Genomic DNA, 17136 nt, shown 5'->3' with positions numbered 1-17136 from the left:
TTGGCTGTCAACCGGAACCCAGTATCAGGAGAGATCAGTCCACAGCCCGGATCTCGCCACTGCTGAGGCGCTCCACAATTAACTCTAGTAACTCGTGTTCTTCCGGAGAGACCTCTTGATCGGCAGTAACGGCATTGAGGATTTGTTGTTGTTCGGCGCGGGTTAAAACCTTATCCGCCAGCGCCCGGTTGATCAGCGCTTTTAATTCAGTTATCTCCACCGTTTTTCTCCTAGTGCTTGCGGGGCAGGGATCCCATAATAGGGTTCCAGAATATAGATATAGCGGATAGCGGTTCGTTGCTCAGTATAGCGGTAGGCTTGTGGAACAACAGACATCACAACCGGTTGGGGTGATTGGCGGCGGTCAGTTGGCGCAGATGATGGGTCTGGCCGCCCGCCAGTTGGGGATCCCTTGGGTGGTCCAAACGGCGGCTCCCACCGATCCGGCAGTGGCGGTGGCGCAGGAGGTAATTTGGGGCTCGGTTACCGATGTGGCAGCAACAGCCCAACTGCTGGAGCGATGCCCTGTGGTCACTTTTGAAAATGAGTTTATTCCGCTGTCTGAGCTTTTGCCCCTGGATCCCGAGGGATCCCGGTTTCGCCCCAGCCTAAATACTCTCAAGCCGCTGCTGGATAAAGGGGAGCAACGAAAGTTCTTGGCTCACTTAGGGTTGCCTGTGCCTGCGTTTCAACTCCTGCCGGACTGGGCTGAGAGGGCAGATCTTGCAAGTTTAGATTCTCTGGTTGATCGCCTGAGTCGGGTCAGTGGCGGCAACCGTTTCCCGGTTGTGCTCAAACAACGGCGCCATGGCTACGATGGCCAGGGCACGCAAATTCTCCAAAACACTCAGGCTTTGCAGCAGGCCCTGCAACAACAGCCTGGGATCCCTTTCCTGTTGGAGGAATGGATCCCGTTTGAGCGGGAGTTGGCGGTTGTGGTGGCACGCAGCATAACCGGAGAGATCCGGGTTTACCCAGTGGTGGAAACGCTGCAGGTGGAGCAAATCTGTCGGCGGGTGATTGTGCCTGCTCGCATTCCCGAACCGATTACGGTCAAGGTGCAAGAGATTGCCACGGATCTGATGGAAAAACTGGAGGCCGTCGGGGTTTTTGGTCTAGAGCTGTTTTGGGTGCCAGAGGGTCAACCTTTCGCGTCAGCGATGCGGAGCACTAAGGCCGGGATTTGGATCAATGAACTCTCCCCACGGGTTCACAACTCCGGTCACTACACGTTGGAGGCCTGCTTGACTTCCCAATTTGAGCAGCACCTGCGGGCGATCACGGGCTTACCGCTAGGGGATCCCTCCCTTCGCTGCGCGGGGGCCGTGATGGTGAACCTTTTGGGCTACGAACATTCTCAGTCGGACTATGCTGAGAAACGGGCTGCACTGGCGCGGATCCCGAATGCCACCGTTCATTGGTACGACAAAACCCCAGCCCGTCCCGGTCGAAAATTAGGGCATGTTACCGTTTGCTTGCCCACAGCAGCTGATGGGTTCCAGGCAGAAGCTCTGGCCACCCAGATCGAATCCCTATGGTATGAACAGCTATGATGCAAGACCGGGATCCCGCTTTGTCTGCAGCAATCCAAGCCCTGATCGAGGCCATGCAACGGCGGGATGTGCCGGCAGTGGCCCAACAGGTGAATGGCCTAGCCCCTTCAGAACGATCCAAGGTCTTAACCCCCGCGCTGGAACATCTTGCGGAGGTGGATCCCGCCAGTGCTCAGTGGTTTGTCCGCTATTTGATGGATCCGCGGGCCAAAGCCCAACTTCAAGAAGGGATCCTCAAGGCAGCTCAGGAGTATCTCCAGGAAGCAGGATTTGTGGAAGGAACGGACTATGAGATCAAAGGGGGTGTCCTCAGCATTAGCCGTAAAGCCTTACCCTATGCCGCTCCGGATGATGACCCGTTTGGGCAATTATTGCTAGCCGAATGTTGTGAATTGCGAGATTGAACTTGAGTAGCGGTGTTGCCTACCGTTTGGAAGTACTGGATAGTACAGCTTTGCCGCAACTGTTGCAGTTGGATCAGCTGTGTTTTGGCGGTCATTGGGGAGAACAAGGGTATCAAACGGAGTTGGAACGGCCCAGTAGCATCGTGCTAGGCGCTTTCCTAGAGGAATGGTTCCCCAATTCCTCTGGTCAAGACTTGGTAGGATTTGGCATTCTTTGGCGCATTGAGGAGGAAGCCCATATCATCTCTCTAGCGGTTCATCCTGCCCATCAAAGACGAGGTTTGGGGAGAACCATTCTGCTAGAACTTCTACATCAAGCCAGAAGCTTGGGTTGTGCTTGGGCAACGCTGGAGGTCAAAGCCTCCAATCAAGCGGCTCTTCATCTCTACGAGTCAGTCGGGTTTCAAAAGTTGGGAGAACGCAAAGGCTACTACAACGGCGAAGATGGTTGGGTGTATTGGAAGAAACCCATCTAGGTTACAGCCCTGTTGAAGAACCTATCGAGAAGCAACCTGTTGAACGGCCTCATGCACTGGGAAAAGACGAGCTTCCTCCACAGCAATCTGAACACGGGATCCAATCGGCAGCACCTCTCGTGTCAGCGCATGCAATTCCTTCCCAGCATCGGAAATCAGGCAATAGCGATACTCCCGTCCCAAAAACTGCCGATCTCGAATGGTGATCTCCCCAGTTGGATCCGGATACAGCTGTAAGTCCTCCTGCCGCACCATCAACTCTCCTCGGTGGAGTTCGGGATCTAGGGGAGCTTTTAAAACTTGCGTTGGGATCCGCAGCAAATTCTCAGCTTGCCAACCTTGATCCTGTCGTTTACAGGCTAAAAAATTGGCCTGGGTAATAAATTCCGCCACAAAGCGGGTAGCCGGATCCCGATAGATTTCCTCCGGGGATCCCCATTGTTCAATGCGACCCTGCCTCATCACCGCCACCCAATCGGAAAGGCAAAGGGCCTCCTCTTGATCGTGGGTAACAAAAATGGCAGAAGTCTGGGTTTCCTTCAGAATTCTGCGGATCTCTTCCCGGAGGTAGTGGCGCACCTGCACATCCAAGTTGCTCAGGGGCTCATCCAAGAGAATCAAGCTGGGATTCGGAGCCAAAGCACGGGCCAAAGCGACCCGTTGTTGCTGCCCTCCTGAAAGCTCGTGCGGATAGCGCCGGGCGAACTCCTCTAATCCCACCAACCGCAAGACTTCATAAGCCCGTTCCCTCGCCCCTTGGGCAGTGCCTTCAGCCCACTGTGAACCATTCACCTTCCGGAGGCCATTCACGCCAGTGGGCCGGAGGCCATTCACGCCAGTGGGCCGGAGGCCATTCACGCCAGTGGGCCGGAGGCCAAACATCACATTCGCCAACACGTCCAAGTGTGGGAAAAGGGCAAAATCCTGAAACACCAGCCCCACCCCCCGCTGCTCCGGTGGGATCCACTGCCCAGCCCCAGCCACAACCCGATCTCCTATGATGATACGGCCGGCATCCGGTTGCTCAAAGCCTGCAATGGTGCGTAGCAGCGTCGTCTTGCCACACCCGGAAGGACCGACAATCCCCAATAGATCCCCTTTGGGCAGGCGAAACTGGATTTCACTTAAAACCAGTTGCTGCTGACCAGGAAACCCTTTGCTAACGCCATCGAGCTGGAGAATGCAAGAGGAAGTTTGGTGAGCAGCAGCGGATGTTGAGGTGAACAGAGACTCAGCCATACGATAGAGCAAAGGAGTTGTTGCAAAAGATTTTCACTACACAGCACTCTACCATACCCCCAGCCCACCCTTGGACAATCTGGGTCAGATGATCTAGATGATCTGATGATCTTGGGAGGAAGGATCCAAGGTTAGACTCACCAGTAGACCACAGGTCGTGCGTAGCAATAACCACCTAAATGGTTAAGGATCCTCCCCAAAGCTAACAGTCACCATTAGAGTGGCAAGAGATCTTCAATCGCCTGTAACAGTTGTTGTCGTTGTTCTGGGCTGAGGACTTGGCGCATTTCCAAAACGGCTTCAAAGCGACTGGCATTCACTTCTTGGGCTAGCCGTTGTACCCGCTGAAATTGAGCTTCTACTTCCGATTCGGGGGCATCGCTGACCAGTAGCTCTCGCAGTTGGCGACGGGCGGTTCTCAGCTCGAGGGTGCGATCCAGGAGCTCCTCTTGTTTGCGGTGGCGGATTTGTTGCAGTTGGCGCAATTGCTCGGCAGATAGGTTTAGATCCCGCAGGTTGCGGCGCAGCTCTGTGACCCGTGGGCGACTTGGCTGGGCTACTGTGGATTGATTCACAGCTCCCAAGTACAGCAGGCCCAAACTCAAAAGAGGGATCCACACCAGAGTTCTTTTCATTGGTTCATTGTTCTCCTGGCAAGGTTTCAACAATCCAAACAGTCCAATCGGTCAGGGGTAATGGCAGACGTCGGGCAACCTTCCGACAATTAGGATCCCTCTGGGCCCAGTTCGATCCACCAGGTTTCGGCTTCCACCCCGTCTTGGCCGAGCAGGCCTCCCCAAGTGCTGACCAAAAAGGTTTCTAGGGCTTCGGTTTCCTGAGCTACCATCTGGGCTTGCCAGCGTTGATATCCAGCCCAAGCCAGCAACGTCCCCACCAAAATCGGGATCCCAACCCAACCCCAAAACAGCCGCGAACGCCGTTGCAGGGGATGGGCAGCCACACTCCGCAAGATCCGATCCTCCAAATCGGAGGAGGGGGGAGGGGGAGGAGTGCGGGATTGGCGCAAAAACTGCCGCAGGCGCTCCTCTTCAGAGAAGTTGGGTTCAAAGGGAGGTTGGCTCATGGGGTAATTCCCTCCTGAAGTAGGTGTTTGCGAATGGTGGCACGGGCATGAAACAGTCGGGACTTTACCGTTCCCACCGGGATCCCCAAAATGTGGGCAATTTCCCTCTGGGGCAGATCTTCGAGATCATGTAAAACCAGCACCATGCTGTGTTCCGGGCTAAGCTGAGCCATGCCCCGTTGTAAGGCTTGCTGATGGTGCAACTGCATCATGTCTGGGCCAGGATAAGCCGCTGACGCGGACAGTGTCAGCTCTTGGGTTTGGGATCGCTGACGGGCATGGCGCCGCCGTTGATCCGAGGCCACATTCCAGCAGATGCGGTAGAGCCAGGTGGAAAATTGGGCTGAACCCCGGAAGTGGGGCAATCCTTTCCACGCCCGCAGAAACACCTCCTGCACCAGATCGTCCAAAGGATCCGCTCCACACAAGGGGTAGAGAATGTTGCGCACCGACCGCTGGTATTTGCGGTAAAGTTGGCGAAAGCTTTGGCTATCCCCGTTCAGGCAACGTTGGATCAGCTCGGCATCCTCTGCCTTGTCTGCATTGAATGTATCCCTCGCCGCCTGCACAGCTTGTTGCTCCCTCTCGACCTTGCTTAATCTGACTGTCCATGGACTCAAAAGGTTTAACCGGATCCCCGCTTGCGATTACAGGCACTTTCCTGGATGAAATCAGCCATGATATCCCCTCTGCCAACTGGGGATGCGAAGATTGGGCTAAGGACTTTGCCGCCATGCGTCAAGACGGCATTGATACGGTGATCTTGATTCGGGCGGGTTACCGGGATCGAGCCACCTTCCCTTCAAAGGTGCTGGCCAAACTCCACCCCACTTTAATCGTGGATGAGGACTTGGTGGCGCTGTTTTTGGGCTTGGCAGAACAGGAGGGCATGACCTTCTTCCTGGGCACTTATGATTCTGGTGATTATTGGTTACAGGGAAACTATCAAGCGGAGATCGACCTGAATCTGGCGTTTGCCGACGAAGTTTGGGAGCGCTATGGTTCTAGCCCAGCTTTTGGGGGTTGGTACATCAGCCACGAAATCAACACCTTTGATTTGGGCATGATGCAAGTGTATGAGCAGCTTTCTCAACATCTCCGCTGCCTCAAGCCCTTGCCGATTTTGATCTCTCCCTATATTCGGGGCCGCAAGCAATTTGCACAGGCCATTTCCCTAGAAGAACACGAACGAGAATGGGATCAAGTCTTTGCCCGTTTGCAAGGCAAAGTGGATTGTGTTGCCTTTCAAGATGGACAGATAGACTTTGCCGAGTTGCCAGACTATTTGGCAGTTAATGCTGCTCTGGCCCAACGATATGGTATCGCTTGTTGGTCGAATATCGAAAGCTTTGATCGAGATGTGCATATCAAGTTTCCACCAATTGCCTGGCCGAAGTTGCGGTTTAAGCTAGAAGCCGCTCAAGCAGCAGGGGTAGATAAGTTAATTACCTTCGAGTATTCACACTTTCTCAGCCCCAATTCTATATATCCAGCGGCCCACAACCTCAACCGACGCTACCGAAATTGGGTAAAAAGTTTATCTTTGCAGGGATCCAATGATGACCCAAACAACTCAGACAACGGATAAAGCCGATCTGTTCGGAATTCTCTATCGCCGACCTTTCCTCACCCTTATCATCCTGTTGGGGCCACCCTTACTCTGGCTGTTGGTTTTGTATTTGGGGCCCCTGTTCACCCTGCTGCTACAGAGTTTTTATCATTTGGATCCCTTTACGGGTCTGGTGCTACGTCAATTCACCTTGGCCACCTATCGGGACTTGCTCACATCTGCCAATTTGGATATTTTTGCTCGCAGCTTTGTCATGGCTCTGGTGGTGACTGTGGCGGCAATTGTGTTGGCTTTGCCTTTGGCTTATACAATGGTGCGGCTGGCCTCTCCCCGTTGGAAAGGGTTTTTGTATCTATTGGTGCTCTTGCCGCTCTGGTCTAGCTATTTGATTCGGGTCTACGCCTGGAAGTTGATCTTGGCCAAAGAAGGGATCCTCACTTATCTGTTGACCCATTTAGGGCTGCAAGGCTGGGTGGAGAAGATTTTACATTTACCTGGGATTGGTGGGCCATCGCTGGCAGTCTCCAATTTGGGCATTTTTTTGGTGTTTCTCTACGTTTGGCTGCCCTATATGATTCTTCCTATTCATGCGGCTCTGGAGCGGGTTCCCGATAGCTTGATTGAGGCTTCTGGAGATTTGGGCGCTAGGGGATGGCAAACCTTTCGTCATGTGATTTTCCCCCTCACGTTGCCCGGGATCCTGGCGGGATCTGTCTTTACTTTTTCCCTAACCCTAGGGGATTTTGTGGTGCCCTATTCACTGGGTAATTCCAGCTACTTTATTGGACAAGCGGTTCTGGCTTTTCAAGGCACCTCTGGAAATATTCCACTGGCGGCGGCCTTCACGGTGGTGCCGATGGGGATCATGATTGTCTATTTGTTGGTGGCTAAGCGATTGGGGGCGTTTGAACAAGTTTCTTGAGAAATGGGCAGGTGTATTTTTAGGGGGTTAATCAGGAGTTGGGGATATCGGGCTGAGTGAAGACCCGACCCCGCACAGGGCTGGAAAGCACGACCGAGGTTGAGGTGGTGCCATAGCTGCTGAATTGCCCGATCAACTGCTCTAGATCTGGGATGGATCGGCCCCCCTGCTCACCCTATCCAATCCCCTCACCATCCTCCCGTTTTTGGCCATTTTTGCTGGCCTGGGGTTGGGAGAAAAGGCTGATGTGGGTGCTCCGATATCCTTGGTTTTGGGTTTTGGGGATATTTATCGGTTCTTGCCTCTGGTGGCTGTTGCTCTGTGGTGCAGTCGCCTATGGCCTCAATCGCTGGGGTGCAGGTCTCTCCTCAAAGCATTTTCGCGCTATTGATCGCCTTTCGGGAGGTTTGTTGATTGGGTTTGGCCTAGTTGGTTGTATGGGTGGGATTAGGGTTGCCTGGTAGCTTGTGAATATCTCACCGCGCCAACACACCTACGGCAGATGACTAGAGAACAGGCCGTAATATCACAGCTCTTTCGGCAGCTAATTACAAAAGTCCTAGTCAGCTAGGATAGAGAGTGAGCCTGACTTTAGACATCTCTCTGAATCACAAAGTTTATCTCTGTCTCTCTACTTGGTTGAGCATTCTGTCTCGATCCATGAGGCGCTGATGTATAGATCTCAGTGTAGCCACCTGTGAAAACTGCTCATTCTGAACGCGCGGAGGCACTGTTGTTGGGTTTGGCCACCCCTTGAGATCCGAACAGGGGCAAGGTCCAATAGCAGTCGCCGGGGTGGCTGGCAAAGGGACAGGTAAGCCGCAACGACTGCAGGGACTGATCTCCCAAGCAGGGCTAAGCAACTGCCCCAAGGACTGATCAGTCCCTTCCAGGTGACAACGCCAGGGATCCATGCTCATGCGCTGCCAGCTGAGTTGAAATTCCTGGCTTAAGGATCCCAAGCTCAGGAGCGGCTCCGGTCGCAGGCACTCAACGCCAGCCGGATGGTTGCACAACACTACCTTACCCAATTGCAACCAGCAGGCCACATAGGCTTGGACTTGGTTTGGGGCAGCCATATCCCTTCTTTGAGTTTATACAACAACCAACAGGGGAGTAGCCCCACAGCCTCTTGCTCCCCCACCAGCTTTGAATCTCTGATACTCCTAAATTTAATTTTAGCCAAGCTGTGGCAAGCCCCTGGCTTCACTTTGCCCCGCTTGAGTCTACTTGAGTTGGGAAACTCCCACGGCGGACTTCTGGGTAAACGAGCTAACCCTCCGGGAAAACACCCTCTCTGGAGTCACAATCTGCCCCAGACAAAGGTAGAGCCTGGTAGAGGTAGCCACAAACACAAAAAACCTGCCAACACAGCCTTTTCGGCAGGAGATTTGCAATGGGGGTAAAATTAAGTAAACTTTGAGTCGTAAAGCTTTGGACTCCTTGTCAGGATATTTAATAAAACGCTTTATCCGCAGTTTGGGCTGCAATCTGACCTATGGCTCGCATACTCGTCATTGAAGATGATCCTTCTATCCTGGATATCCTGCGCATCAACCTGGAGTTAGCGGGCTACGAAGTGGTAAAGGCTAGCGATGGGGTACGCGGGCAGGCAATGGCCTTGCAAGTGATCCCCGACCTGATCATCCTCGATCTGATGCTGCCTCAAGTGGATGGCCTGACCATCTGTCAGCGCTTGCGGCGAGAAGAGCGCACCAGTGAGATCCCCATTTTGATGCTCACCGCCCTTGGGCAAACCCAGGACAAGATTGAAGGCTTTAATGCTGGCGCAGACGACTACCTGACCAAACCCTTTGAGGTACAGGAGTTGCTGGTGCGGGTACGGGCTTTGTTGCGCCGCTCGGATCGGATCCCGCAGACTGCTAAGCACAGCGAAATTCTCAGCTATGGGCCACTTACCTTAGTACCAGAGCGCTTCGAGGTGGTATGGTTTGGCAAAACCATTAAGCTCACTCACCTGGAGTTTGATTTGCTCCATTGCTTGATGCAGCGCCACGGCCAGACGGTTTCCCCCAGCGAAATTTTGCAAGAGGTATGGGGTTACGAACCGGACGACGACATTGAAACCATTCGCGTCCATATTCGCCACCTGCGTACTAAACTGGAGCCGGATCCTCGCCATCCGCAATACATCAAAACAGTCTATGGGGCAGGGTACTGCCTGGAGTTACCCAACATTGCCGAACCTGGTCAAGGGCAGCCGGAACTGGCCAAAGAGGGTCTCAAATAGCTGCACTAGCTGTATAAGTCAGTCTCTATCTTGCTGACCTTTGGGACTAGGACAAGTGTCAGGAGCTGGGTTGTTTTGCTAGGGTAGCTCCAGGCTGCCTTGAAATGCAGAGAAGAATGGTTTGAGGTTCACCTACATGCCTTTGCCCCCTGATGCAACAGCCTGGTGGTGGGTTCTATTCCTTTCGGTGATGGGGAGTATTCCCCTCTCGTTTTTAGGGATAGGGTTTTGGTTGACTGAGTTTTATTCCAAACTGTTTAAGCATAGGTTTGGCCATTCTTTTGGAGAAGGGTTAGAACTGGGGGGGCTGTTCATGGCGATTGTTTTGAATGTTCTCTATCCTTTGGGATGCTTCTGGGGCTACTTGGTAATGTTACCGCTACGCCATCAGGTGCCTTGGGTATGGGGGGTAGGGATCCTTGTTGCTCTGGGATGGACGCTGGGAATGTTCGCTTGGTTTTACTTCGATGGGCTGAGGCAAGCGGGGCTACGCTAGGAGGAAGCTGAAAGAAGTTCGTGGTCTCCCAAATGCCCTTGATCAGTCTGCCAACTAACCCACCTGGAGTTTGACCTCCTCCATTGCTTGATGCAGCGCCATGGCCAGACGGTTTCTCCTAGCGAGATCTTGCCAGAGGTGTGGGGTTACGCACCGGACGAGGATATTGAGACCATCCGCGTCCCCACTTGCCACTTGCGCAGCAAGCTGGAGCCGGATCCCTGCCATCCGCAATACATCAAAACGGTTCACGGGGCAGGGTACTGCCTGGAGTTACCCAACATCGCTGACTCAAGCCAACTGCAACCGGAACTGGCCAAAGAGAGCTTCAAGTAACCGTTGAGGACGCTGTTTCCATCAACTGCTAATCTAGGGGATGCCCTGCTGCGGATCCCTGGGATAACTGGTTTTTATGTCTAGTCTGATTCAGTATTTAATGTGCCCACCTGACCATTACGAGGTGGACTATGTGATCAACCCCTGGATGGTGGGGAATGTGCATCGATCCTCGCGGGAACGGGCGGTGCAGCAATGGCAGGCTTTGTACCAACACCTCTCGCAGCGGGCCAAGGTTCATTTGGTGGAGCCTGTTCAGGGGTGGCCAGATATGGTCTTTACTGCCAATGCCGGGTTAATTCTTGGATCTACAGTGGTGCTGAGCCGCTTTTATCACCCAGAACGGCAGGGGGAACAACCCCATTTCAAGGCCTGGTTTGAGAAGCAGGGGTACACCGTCTATGAATTGCCACCTGCACTGGCTTTTGAGGGGGCTGGTGATGCCCTGTTGGATCGGGCGGGGCGCTGGCTGTGGGCCGGTTATGGCTTTCGCTCCATGCTAGAGTCTCACCCCTACCTGGCCAAGTGGCTGGAGATTGAGGTGTTGTCCCTAAGGCTGGTGGATGAGCGGTTCTACCACCTAGACACCTGCTTCTGCCCGCTTTCGGAAGGGTATTTGCTCTACTATCCGGCAGCTTTTGATGCCTATTCCAATCGTTTGATCGAGATGCGGGTGCCCCCTGAAAAACGGATCCCTGTTCAGGAGGCGGATGCCATCCACTTTGCCTGCAATGCGGTGGATGTCAACGGCACGATTCTGGTGAATTGGGTCAGCCCCGAGCTGGAGGCCACCTTGCAGGAGCGGGGCTTCACGGTAGTCCAGACTGATCTGACGGAGTTTTTGAAAGCAGGTGGGGCGGCCAAGTGTTTAACGCTGCGGTTGAACGAGACCGTTGCTCCCCAAACGGATCCGGTCGCCACCGTATTGAGCCGAACTGTAACCCTCCAAGGTCACTTGGTGGACAGTGCCCTTCTCACGGAGGCGGTCGATTGCATCGTGGAAAATGGCGGCAGCTTCCAGATCCTCAAGTTCCATTTGGGAGAAAAGCGCCAAAGCACTTCGACGGTGGAACTGTCGGTTTCTGCTCCAACTGAGGAAATGCTGGATACCATTCTCAGTGGTTTGATCGAGCGGGGAGCCCGGCTAGCGGAGCAAAGCCATCAGGATGCCCGCCTAGAACGGGTGCAAAAATCAGGGGTGGCTCCGGATGATTTCTATGTCACCACCATTTATCCCACGGAAGTGCGGGTAGCGGGCCAATGGATCCCGGTGCAACGGCAGCGGATGGACGGGGTGATTGTGGTTAAGGGATCCGCAGCCTATTGCACCCTGATCCGCGATTTGCAGGTGGGGGATGCGGTGGTCTGTGGCGTGGAAGGGATCCGTACCCTGCGCCAAGCCAGCAAAGAACGGGGATCCCAGGAATTTACCTTTATGGGATCGGGGGTATCCAGTGAGCGGCGGGTGGAGATCCTGGTGGAACAGATTGCCTGGGAATTGCGCCGCATCAAAGAGCGGGGTGGCAAAACCGTGGTGGTGGCGGGGCCGGTGGTGATCCATACCGGCGGGGGATCCCATTTGGCTACTTTGATCCGCGGAGGCTATGTACAGGCTCTGTTGGGGGGCAATGCCATTGCTGTACACGACCTGGAACAAAATCTCTACGGCACCTCGCTGGGAGTGGATCTGGTGCGGGGCAATGCTGTTAAGGGGGGGCACAAGCATCACCTCAAGACCATCAATCTCATCCGCAAGCACGGCAGCATTCGGGCGGCGGTGGAAGCGGGGGTGATCACTGGAGGCGTTTTCTACGAGTGTATTCGTGCTGGGGTGCCTTTCTCACTGGCAGGATCGATTCGGGATGATGGGCCGCTGCCGGATACGGAGATGGACTTGGTCAAGGCGCAGCAAGACTATGCCCGCTTGATCCAGGGGGCAGATATGGTGTTGATGCTCTCTAGCATGTTGCACTCAATTGGTGTTGGCAACATGACTCCCGCAGGGGTGAAGCTGATCTGTGTGGATATCAACCCAGCGGTGGTGACCAAGCTGGCGGATCGGGGATCCCTGGAGTCGGTGGGGATCGTGACGGATGTGGGCTTGTTCTTGAGCTTACTGGTGCAGCAGTTGGCTCGTTTGGGGCAAGGGTATGAGCGCCCACAACCTGTACTGACCTCTCGTTAGGTTCTTGTAGGATGCTGATCCATTTCACGGCAGTGCGGCAGGAACGCTAGTGACCCCTTTCCATCGAGGAGGTGAGGGCGATTGCAAAATCCATGGATTAGCCTACTGACGGATTTTGGCCTTCAGGATCCCTATGTCGGCATCATGAAGGGGGTGATCCATACCCTTGCCCCGCAGGCTGAACTGATCGACCTGACCCACGGGATCCCTCCCCAGGATGTGGCTGCTGCCCGCTTTGCCCTGATGACGGCTTATTCCTATCTGCCGCAAGGGACAATCCATTTGGCAGTGGTGGATCCCGGGGTGGGTAGCAACCGCCGTGCTGTTGCCCTGCAAATTACACAAGGTTATCTGGTCGGCCCTGACAATGGCCTTTTTAGCGGTGTTTTGGCTCAGTCCCCTCCCCTGGCAGCTGTGCAACTGAACAACTCCCGCTATTGGCGCACCCCTACACCCAGCTCAACTTTTCATGGGCGAGATATTTTTGCCCCCGCCGCGGCCCACTTGGCCAATGGGATCCCTTTGTCGGAACTGGGGGATCCCCTCAACCCGGCAGAATTGACGAGGCTAGACTGGCCGGAACCCCAGCCCACACCCAGCGGCTACCAAGCGGTGATCCAAGCCATTGATCACTTTGGCAATTGCATTACCACTCTGCCAGAATCTCTCTTGCGGGGGCGCAACTGGAGAGTCTGGGTAAGAGAAACCTGGATCCCTCTGGGTTCTACTTTTGCCAGCAGTTCTGTGGGGAACCTAATTGCTGTGGTGGGTAGCTCTGGCTGGCTAGAGATTGCCCAAAATCAAGGCAATGCCAGCCAGGCATTGCACCTCAGGGTAGGGGATGAGATCCGGGTGGACTGGGCTTAAGCCAGGATTTCACCAGCTTTTTGACTGTGATCTGAACTTTCTGACTGTGATCCGCCAGAACGCCATCAGGCAGATTGGCCTTCAACAGCCACGGTTTTGGATGCAGGCGCTTCCCCTGGGGCACTCACTTGCACTTTCACCGCCCGGGCGGCTTCGGCCTTGGGCAGGGTGAGGCTGAGAATGCCATCGGTATAAGTGGCGGCTACCTTTTCCGGTTGGATGCGACGGGCCAACTTCAGGCTGCGCTGAAAGGATTTGCCTTCTACCTCTTGGTAGCGCAGTTCGGCACCGGCAGGGCCACTTAGCTTGATCTCACCGCTGACCGAGAGCTGATGGGGAGCCGCTTCGATATTTAGGCTCTCCCGATCCGCGCCAGGGATCAACAGATGAACTGTGTAGGCTTCAGCACTTTCCCAAACCTGTAGCGGGGCAGCAGGAACAGTGGCGCTGGGGCGCTCGGTGGGCCATTCCAGTAGGCGGTTGAGATCCCGTTGTAAGGATCCCACTTCGAGAATGGGGTTGAAATGGAGGCGTGGCATGGTGGCTCCTAGGGTAGTGGTAAATAGAGAAGGGATCCAGACGGGGAAGGAAAAGGAACATTAATAAAGTTATTTTGGCCCGCAATCCAGATCCCAAAAATCCTGTTTTGATCATGGAAAAGAATCCCTGATGATCAGGGAGGGCAAACCGATCCGGCGAGGGGAGGATCCCATCACCTGCTCAGATTGTTCGTCAAAAACATTGGCAGCCGAACGAAATGTCGTAGATGTGAAAACGGGATCCCGGAAGCCCACTTTTTACCAACAGGCATCATGCCAAGACCCCCCATGCACTCCCCCTTGATTGCCATTCACCTGCAAGTTAACGGCCACTCCTACAGCGAATCGGTTTTACCGGGATCCAGCTTGCTCAGTCTGTTGCGGGAGCTGGGGTGGGTGGGGGTACACCGCGCCTGTGAATCGGGGGATTGCGGCGCCTGCACGGTGCTGCTGGAGGGGGAGGCCATCCACAGCTGTCTGTATCCGGCGGCCCGGCTGCAGGGCCAGCGGATCACCACCATTGAAGGGTTGGCCAAGGATGGGGAATGGGATCCGATGCAGGCCCGGTTTTTGGCAGGGCAAGGGTTTCAGTGCGGCTTTTGCACGCCGGGTCTGATCCTGAGTGCGCGTCAACTGTGTCGGGAAGGGATCCCGTCGGAAGCCCAGTTGCGAGATCAACTGCGGGGTAATCTTTGTCGCTGCACCGGCTACCAGGCGATTCTAGAAAGCATTCAAGGGATCCCGGCAGAGCTGCCTGAATCCGATTTGGAGAGTGTGGGACGCAACATTCCCAAGCAGGATGGGCCGGAGATCGTCTCTGGACAACCCGCCTACACCGGCGATTTTACCCCTGCTGGGTTACTGCATTTACGAGTGCTGCGCTCTCCCCATGCCCATGCCCGCATCCGTGGCCTAGACACGACCTCAGCCCAAGCTTTGCCCGGTGTGGTGGCTGTGCTCACCCACCAGGATAGTCCTCGCCAGATCTACAGTACCGCCGGCCATGCGGAACCTGTGCCGGATCCGTTGGATCGCTTTGTGCTGGACAAGAAGGTGCGCTTTGTTGGGGATGTAGTAGCGGCGGTGGTGGCTGAGTCAGTGGCAATTGCTGAGCAAGCTTGTGAGCTGATCCGGGTGGACTATGAGGTGCTGCCCCATGTGCTGGATCCGTTGTCAGCCATGCAACCGGGATCCCCCATCCTGCACGACGAACCGGAGGCCCGACAAATTTACGATGCCAGCCGCAACCTGGCCGGCTATGTCCATTTGCAAAAGGGTGACCCCGAGCAGGGATTTGCCGAAGCGGATCTGATCCTGGAGAACACCTATCAGCTCCCTGCTGTTCAACATGCCCATTTGGAACCCCACGTCAGCACCAGTTGGCTGGCAGCCGATGGCAGCTTAGTGGTGCGTTCCAGCACCCAGGTTCCCTTTCATTGTCAGCGGGTTCTCTCCGAAGTTTTTCGGATCCCCCGCGACCGCATTCGGGTGATTAAGGGCAAAATCGGGGGCGGCTTTGGCAACAAACAGGAAATTCTCACCGAACCCCTCTGTGCTCTGGCAACCCTGAAAACAGGCCGCCCGGTGCAATGGGAACTGACCCGCAGTGAAGAGTTCACCGCCACCAACAGCCGTCATGCCATGCAGATCCGCATCAAAACCGGCGTGAAAGCGGATGGATCCCTGGTTGCCCAGGAGATAACCGCCTACGGCAATGCTGGGGCCTATGGCAACCACAGCCAGACGGTGGTGTTTTTGGCGGGCTACGTGCCCCTGGGGTTGTACCGTTGTCCCCACAAACGCTTTGAGGGCTTTGCTGTTTACACCAACTCCATGCCAGCGGGGGCCTTTCGTGGCTATGGGGCTACCCAAGGCACCTTCGCCATGGAGTCCCAGATGGATGAGATTGCCCACAAGTTGGGGTTGGATCCGATCGCGTTGCGCCTAAAAAATGTGATTCGCCCTGGAGATGCCTTGGCCCTGGGCTATCGGGATCAACAGCAGGCCGACCTCAAGGATTCCCACTTCAACCTCATCGGCAGCTACGGCCTACAGGAGTGCTTCCAGAAAATCCAGGCCGCCTTTGCCACCCCGCTTCCGCCCCCGCAGGGATCCCGCCGTTATGGCCGTGGCATTGCTGTTTCTATGCAGGGGAGCGGTCTTTCCAAGATTCATGTTGCCGGCCTGAAATTGACCCTTCTCCCCTCGGGGCGGATCCTGATGCGCAGCGGCGCCGTGGATGTGGGTACTGGCTCCGATACCACGCTGCGCCAAATTGTTGCCCAAGTGTTGGGGATCCCTTTGCATCAGATCGACCTGATTGCCGCCGATACCGGACAAACCCCCTTTGATGCCGGATCCTACGCTTCCGCTACCCTGTTCATTTCCGGCCAAGCCAGTCGCCGTGCTGCCGAGGCCCTGCGGGAGAAGCTGATCCAGGCTGCCGCCCTGAGGTTACAAACGGATCCAGAACGGGTGCAGTTTGCCCATGGGATCTTCTCCAGTTCCCAGGGATCCCTGACCTTGGCGGAATTGGCGGAACAAGCAGCGGATCCGATTGAAGTGGAGCTGCATCATGCTGCCGATGAGTCTTCCCTCACCTTTGCGGTGGCGGGGGTGGAAGTGGCGGTGGATATGGAAACAGGGCAGATTGAGCTGCTTAACAGTGTGCAGGCCATCGACTTGGGCACAGCGATTAACCCGCGCATCTGTCATGGACAAGTTACAGGTGGCACCGCCATGGGCATTGGCTACGCTCTTTCGGAGGAGTTGATCCAGGATGAGCAGGGGCAAATCCTCAACCCTGGCTTCCGCTACTACCGCATCCCTACAGCCAAGGATGTGCCGCCGATGCGGGTGCATCTCATTCAACAGCCGGATCCCTATGGGCCTTTTGGGGCCAAAGGAGTCGGGGAGATCACCACCAACTGCACAGCTCCTGCGATTGCCAATGCCGTGTTTCAGGCCACAGGGATCCGCTTTCGCCAATTGCCCCTGACCCCGGAACGGGTTTGGACTGCCCTCCAGTTGCAGCAGGGAAATTGGGTTGACACTCCACACGCCTAAAGACGTGGGATTCTTGGTTCTACGAGCCAACTTGCTGCTCCCCACCGGAGTGGGAACCCGTAGAGGTCGTCTCTCCCCAAGCGTTTCGGTTGTCTAGCAACCCCGTTCCCGTGTGCCCCACGGTACGCAACCCTCTACGCAAGATGTT

The 17136-nt window shown here is 55.2% G+C and carries 17 protein-coding genes and 1 pseudogene; 11 read left to right on the top strand and 7 right to left on the bottom strand.

All coding sequences use genetic code 11. From position 1 onward, the window contains the following. Positions 1 to 34: 34 nt before the first annotated feature. Both JX360_RS03915 and JX360_RS17470 read right to left on the bottom strand, forming a co-directional pair. On the bottom strand, positions 35 to 220 hold the full coding sequence (locus JX360_RS03915) for a hypothetical protein (RefSeq protein WP_244349283.1): 186 nt from the start codon (positions 218 to 220) through the stop codon (positions 35 to 37). After that, positions 211 to 336, bottom strand: coding sequence for a hypothetical protein (locus JX360_RS17470; RefSeq protein ID WP_279611228.1), 126 nt, complete (start codon positions 334 to 336; stop codon positions 211 to 213). Before JX360_RS17470 ends, JX360_RS03915 begins: the two co-directional genes overlap by 10 nt. On the opposite strand from JX360_RS17470, the gene JX360_RS03910 reads away from it, so the two are divergent. From JX360_RS03910 to rimI, 3 genes are read left to right on the top strand one after another with little or no spacing between them, the layout of a single operon-like run. Continuing rightward, positions 321 to 1553: a 5-(carboxyamino)imidazole ribonucleotide synthase gene (locus tag JX360_RS03910; protein ID WP_341830526.1), complete on the top strand. Its 1233-nt coding sequence runs from the start codon at positions 321 to 323 to the stop codon at positions 1551 to 1553. The two genes, JX360_RS17470 and JX360_RS03910, sit on opposite strands and share 16 nt — an antisense overlap. Before the next feature lie 20 nt (positions 1554 to 1573). After that, positions 1574 to 1957, top strand: coding sequence for a hypothetical protein (locus JX360_RS03905; protein ID WP_244349282.1), 384 nt, complete (start codon positions 1574 to 1576; stop codon positions 1955 to 1957). Between the two features lie 2 nt (positions 1958 to 1959). Continuing rightward, complete coding sequence (rimI, locus tag JX360_RS03900) at positions 1960 to 2433, top strand: ribosomal protein S18-alanine N-acetyltransferase (RefSeq protein WP_244349281.1); 474 nt, start codon at positions 1960 to 1962, stop codon at positions 2431 to 2433. A 21-nt stretch (positions 2434 to 2454) separates the two neighbouring features. On the opposite strand, the gene JX360_RS03895 is transcribed toward rimI, so the two are convergent. The 4 genes from JX360_RS03895 to JX360_RS03880 all read right to left on the bottom strand — a co-directional run bounded on the left by JX360_RS03895 (position 2455) and on the right by JX360_RS03880 (position 5325). After that, a complete protein-coding gene (locus JX360_RS03895) occupies positions 2455 to 3672 on the bottom strand; it encodes an ABC transporter ATP-binding protein (RefSeq protein ID WP_244349280.1) in 1218 nt (405 codons plus the stop codon). Between the two features lie 215 nt (positions 3673 to 3887). Continuing rightward, the gene (locus tag JX360_RS03890) at positions 3888 to 4307 is read right to left on the bottom strand and encodes a Spy/CpxP family protein refolding chaperone (RefSeq protein ID WP_244349279.1); all 420 of its coding nucleotides are present in this window, start codon (positions 4305 to 4307) and stop codon (positions 3888 to 3890) included. A gap of 89 nt (positions 4308 to 4396) precedes the next feature. After that, positions 4397 to 4756 carry a hypothetical protein gene (locus JX360_RS03885; protein ID WP_244349278.1) on the bottom strand — a complete coding sequence of 120 codons (360 nt, stop codon included), beginning with the start codon at positions 4754 to 4756 and terminating at the stop codon, positions 4397 to 4399. Beyond that, positions 4753 to 5325, bottom strand: a complete 573-nt coding sequence (locus JX360_RS03880; protein ID WP_244349277.1) for a sigma-70 family RNA polymerase sigma factor — start codon at positions 5323 to 5325, stop codon at positions 4753 to 4755. Before JX360_RS03880 ends, JX360_RS03885 begins: the two co-directional genes overlap by 4 nt. A gap of 41 nt (positions 5326 to 5366) precedes the next feature. Between JX360_RS03880 and JX360_RS03875 the strand changes: the two genes are divergently transcribed. From JX360_RS03875 to JX360_RS03845, 7 genes and pseudogenes are all read left to right on the top strand, one after another. Further along, the gene (locus tag JX360_RS03875; RefSeq protein WP_244349276.1) at positions 5367 to 6344 is read left to right on the top strand and encodes a DUF4434 domain-containing protein; all 978 of its coding nucleotides are present in this window, start codon (positions 5367 to 5369) and stop codon (positions 6342 to 6344) included. Next, the gene (locus tag JX360_RS03870; protein WP_244349275.1) at positions 6316 to 7248 is read left to right on the top strand and encodes an ABC transporter permease; all 933 of its coding nucleotides are present in this window, start codon (positions 6316 to 6318) and stop codon (positions 7246 to 7248) included. The genes JX360_RS03875 and JX360_RS03870 overlap by 29 nt, the downstream gene beginning before the upstream one ends. Positions 7249 to 8746: 1498 nt before the next feature. Continuing rightward, a complete protein-coding gene (locus tag JX360_RS03865; RefSeq protein ID WP_244349274.1) occupies positions 8747 to 9499 on the top strand; it encodes a response regulator transcription factor in 753 nt (250 codons plus the stop codon). A gap of 136 nt (positions 9500 to 9635) precedes the next feature. Next, entirely contained in the window at positions 9636 to 9995 is a 360-nt protein-coding gene (locus JX360_RS03860) for a hypothetical protein (protein WP_244349273.1), read from the top strand. 51 nt (positions 9996 to 10046) lie between these two features. Continuing rightward, positions 10047 to 10331, top strand: a pseudogene (locus JX360_RS03855) (winged helix-turn-helix domain-containing protein); the annotation flags it as partial. A 76-nt stretch (positions 10332 to 10407) separates the two neighbouring features. Then, entirely contained in the window at positions 10408 to 12516 is a 2109-nt protein-coding gene (gene argZ, locus JX360_RS03850; protein ID WP_244349272.1) for a bifunctional arginine dihydrolase/ornithine cyclodeaminase, read from the top strand. A gap of 81 nt (positions 12517 to 12597) precedes the next feature. Further along, complete coding sequence (locus JX360_RS03845; RefSeq protein WP_279611226.1) at positions 12598 to 13383, top strand: SAM hydrolase/SAM-dependent halogenase family protein; 786 nt, start codon at positions 12598 to 12600, stop codon at positions 13381 to 13383. Between the two features lie 65 nt (positions 13384 to 13448). Here JX360_RS03845 and JX360_RS03840 read toward each other — a convergent pair whose 3' ends face one another. Continuing rightward, positions 13449 to 13922: an Hsp20/alpha crystallin family protein gene (locus tag JX360_RS03840; RefSeq protein ID WP_244349271.1), complete on the bottom strand. Its 474-nt coding sequence runs from the start codon at positions 13920 to 13922 to the stop codon at positions 13449 to 13451. A 288-nt stretch (positions 13923 to 14210) separates the two neighbouring features. Here JX360_RS03840 and JX360_RS03835 point away from each other — a divergent pair, with 288 nt between their 5' ends. Next, the gene (locus tag JX360_RS03835; RefSeq protein WP_244349270.1) at positions 14211 to 16988 is read left to right on the top strand and encodes a molybdopterin-dependent oxidoreductase; all 2778 of its coding nucleotides are present in this window, start codon (positions 14211 to 14213) and stop codon (positions 16986 to 16988) included. Positions 16989 to 17136: the final 148 nt, after the last annotated feature.

Source organism: Thermostichus vulcanus str. 'Rupite', assembly GCF_022848905.1.
Taxonomy (GTDB): domain Bacteria; phylum Cyanobacteriota; class Cyanobacteriia; order Thermostichales; family Thermostichaceae; genus Thermostichus; species Thermostichus vulcanus_A.
Note: the sequence above shows the minus strand (reverse complement) of the source record. Positions and strands in the feature narration are given on the sequence as shown.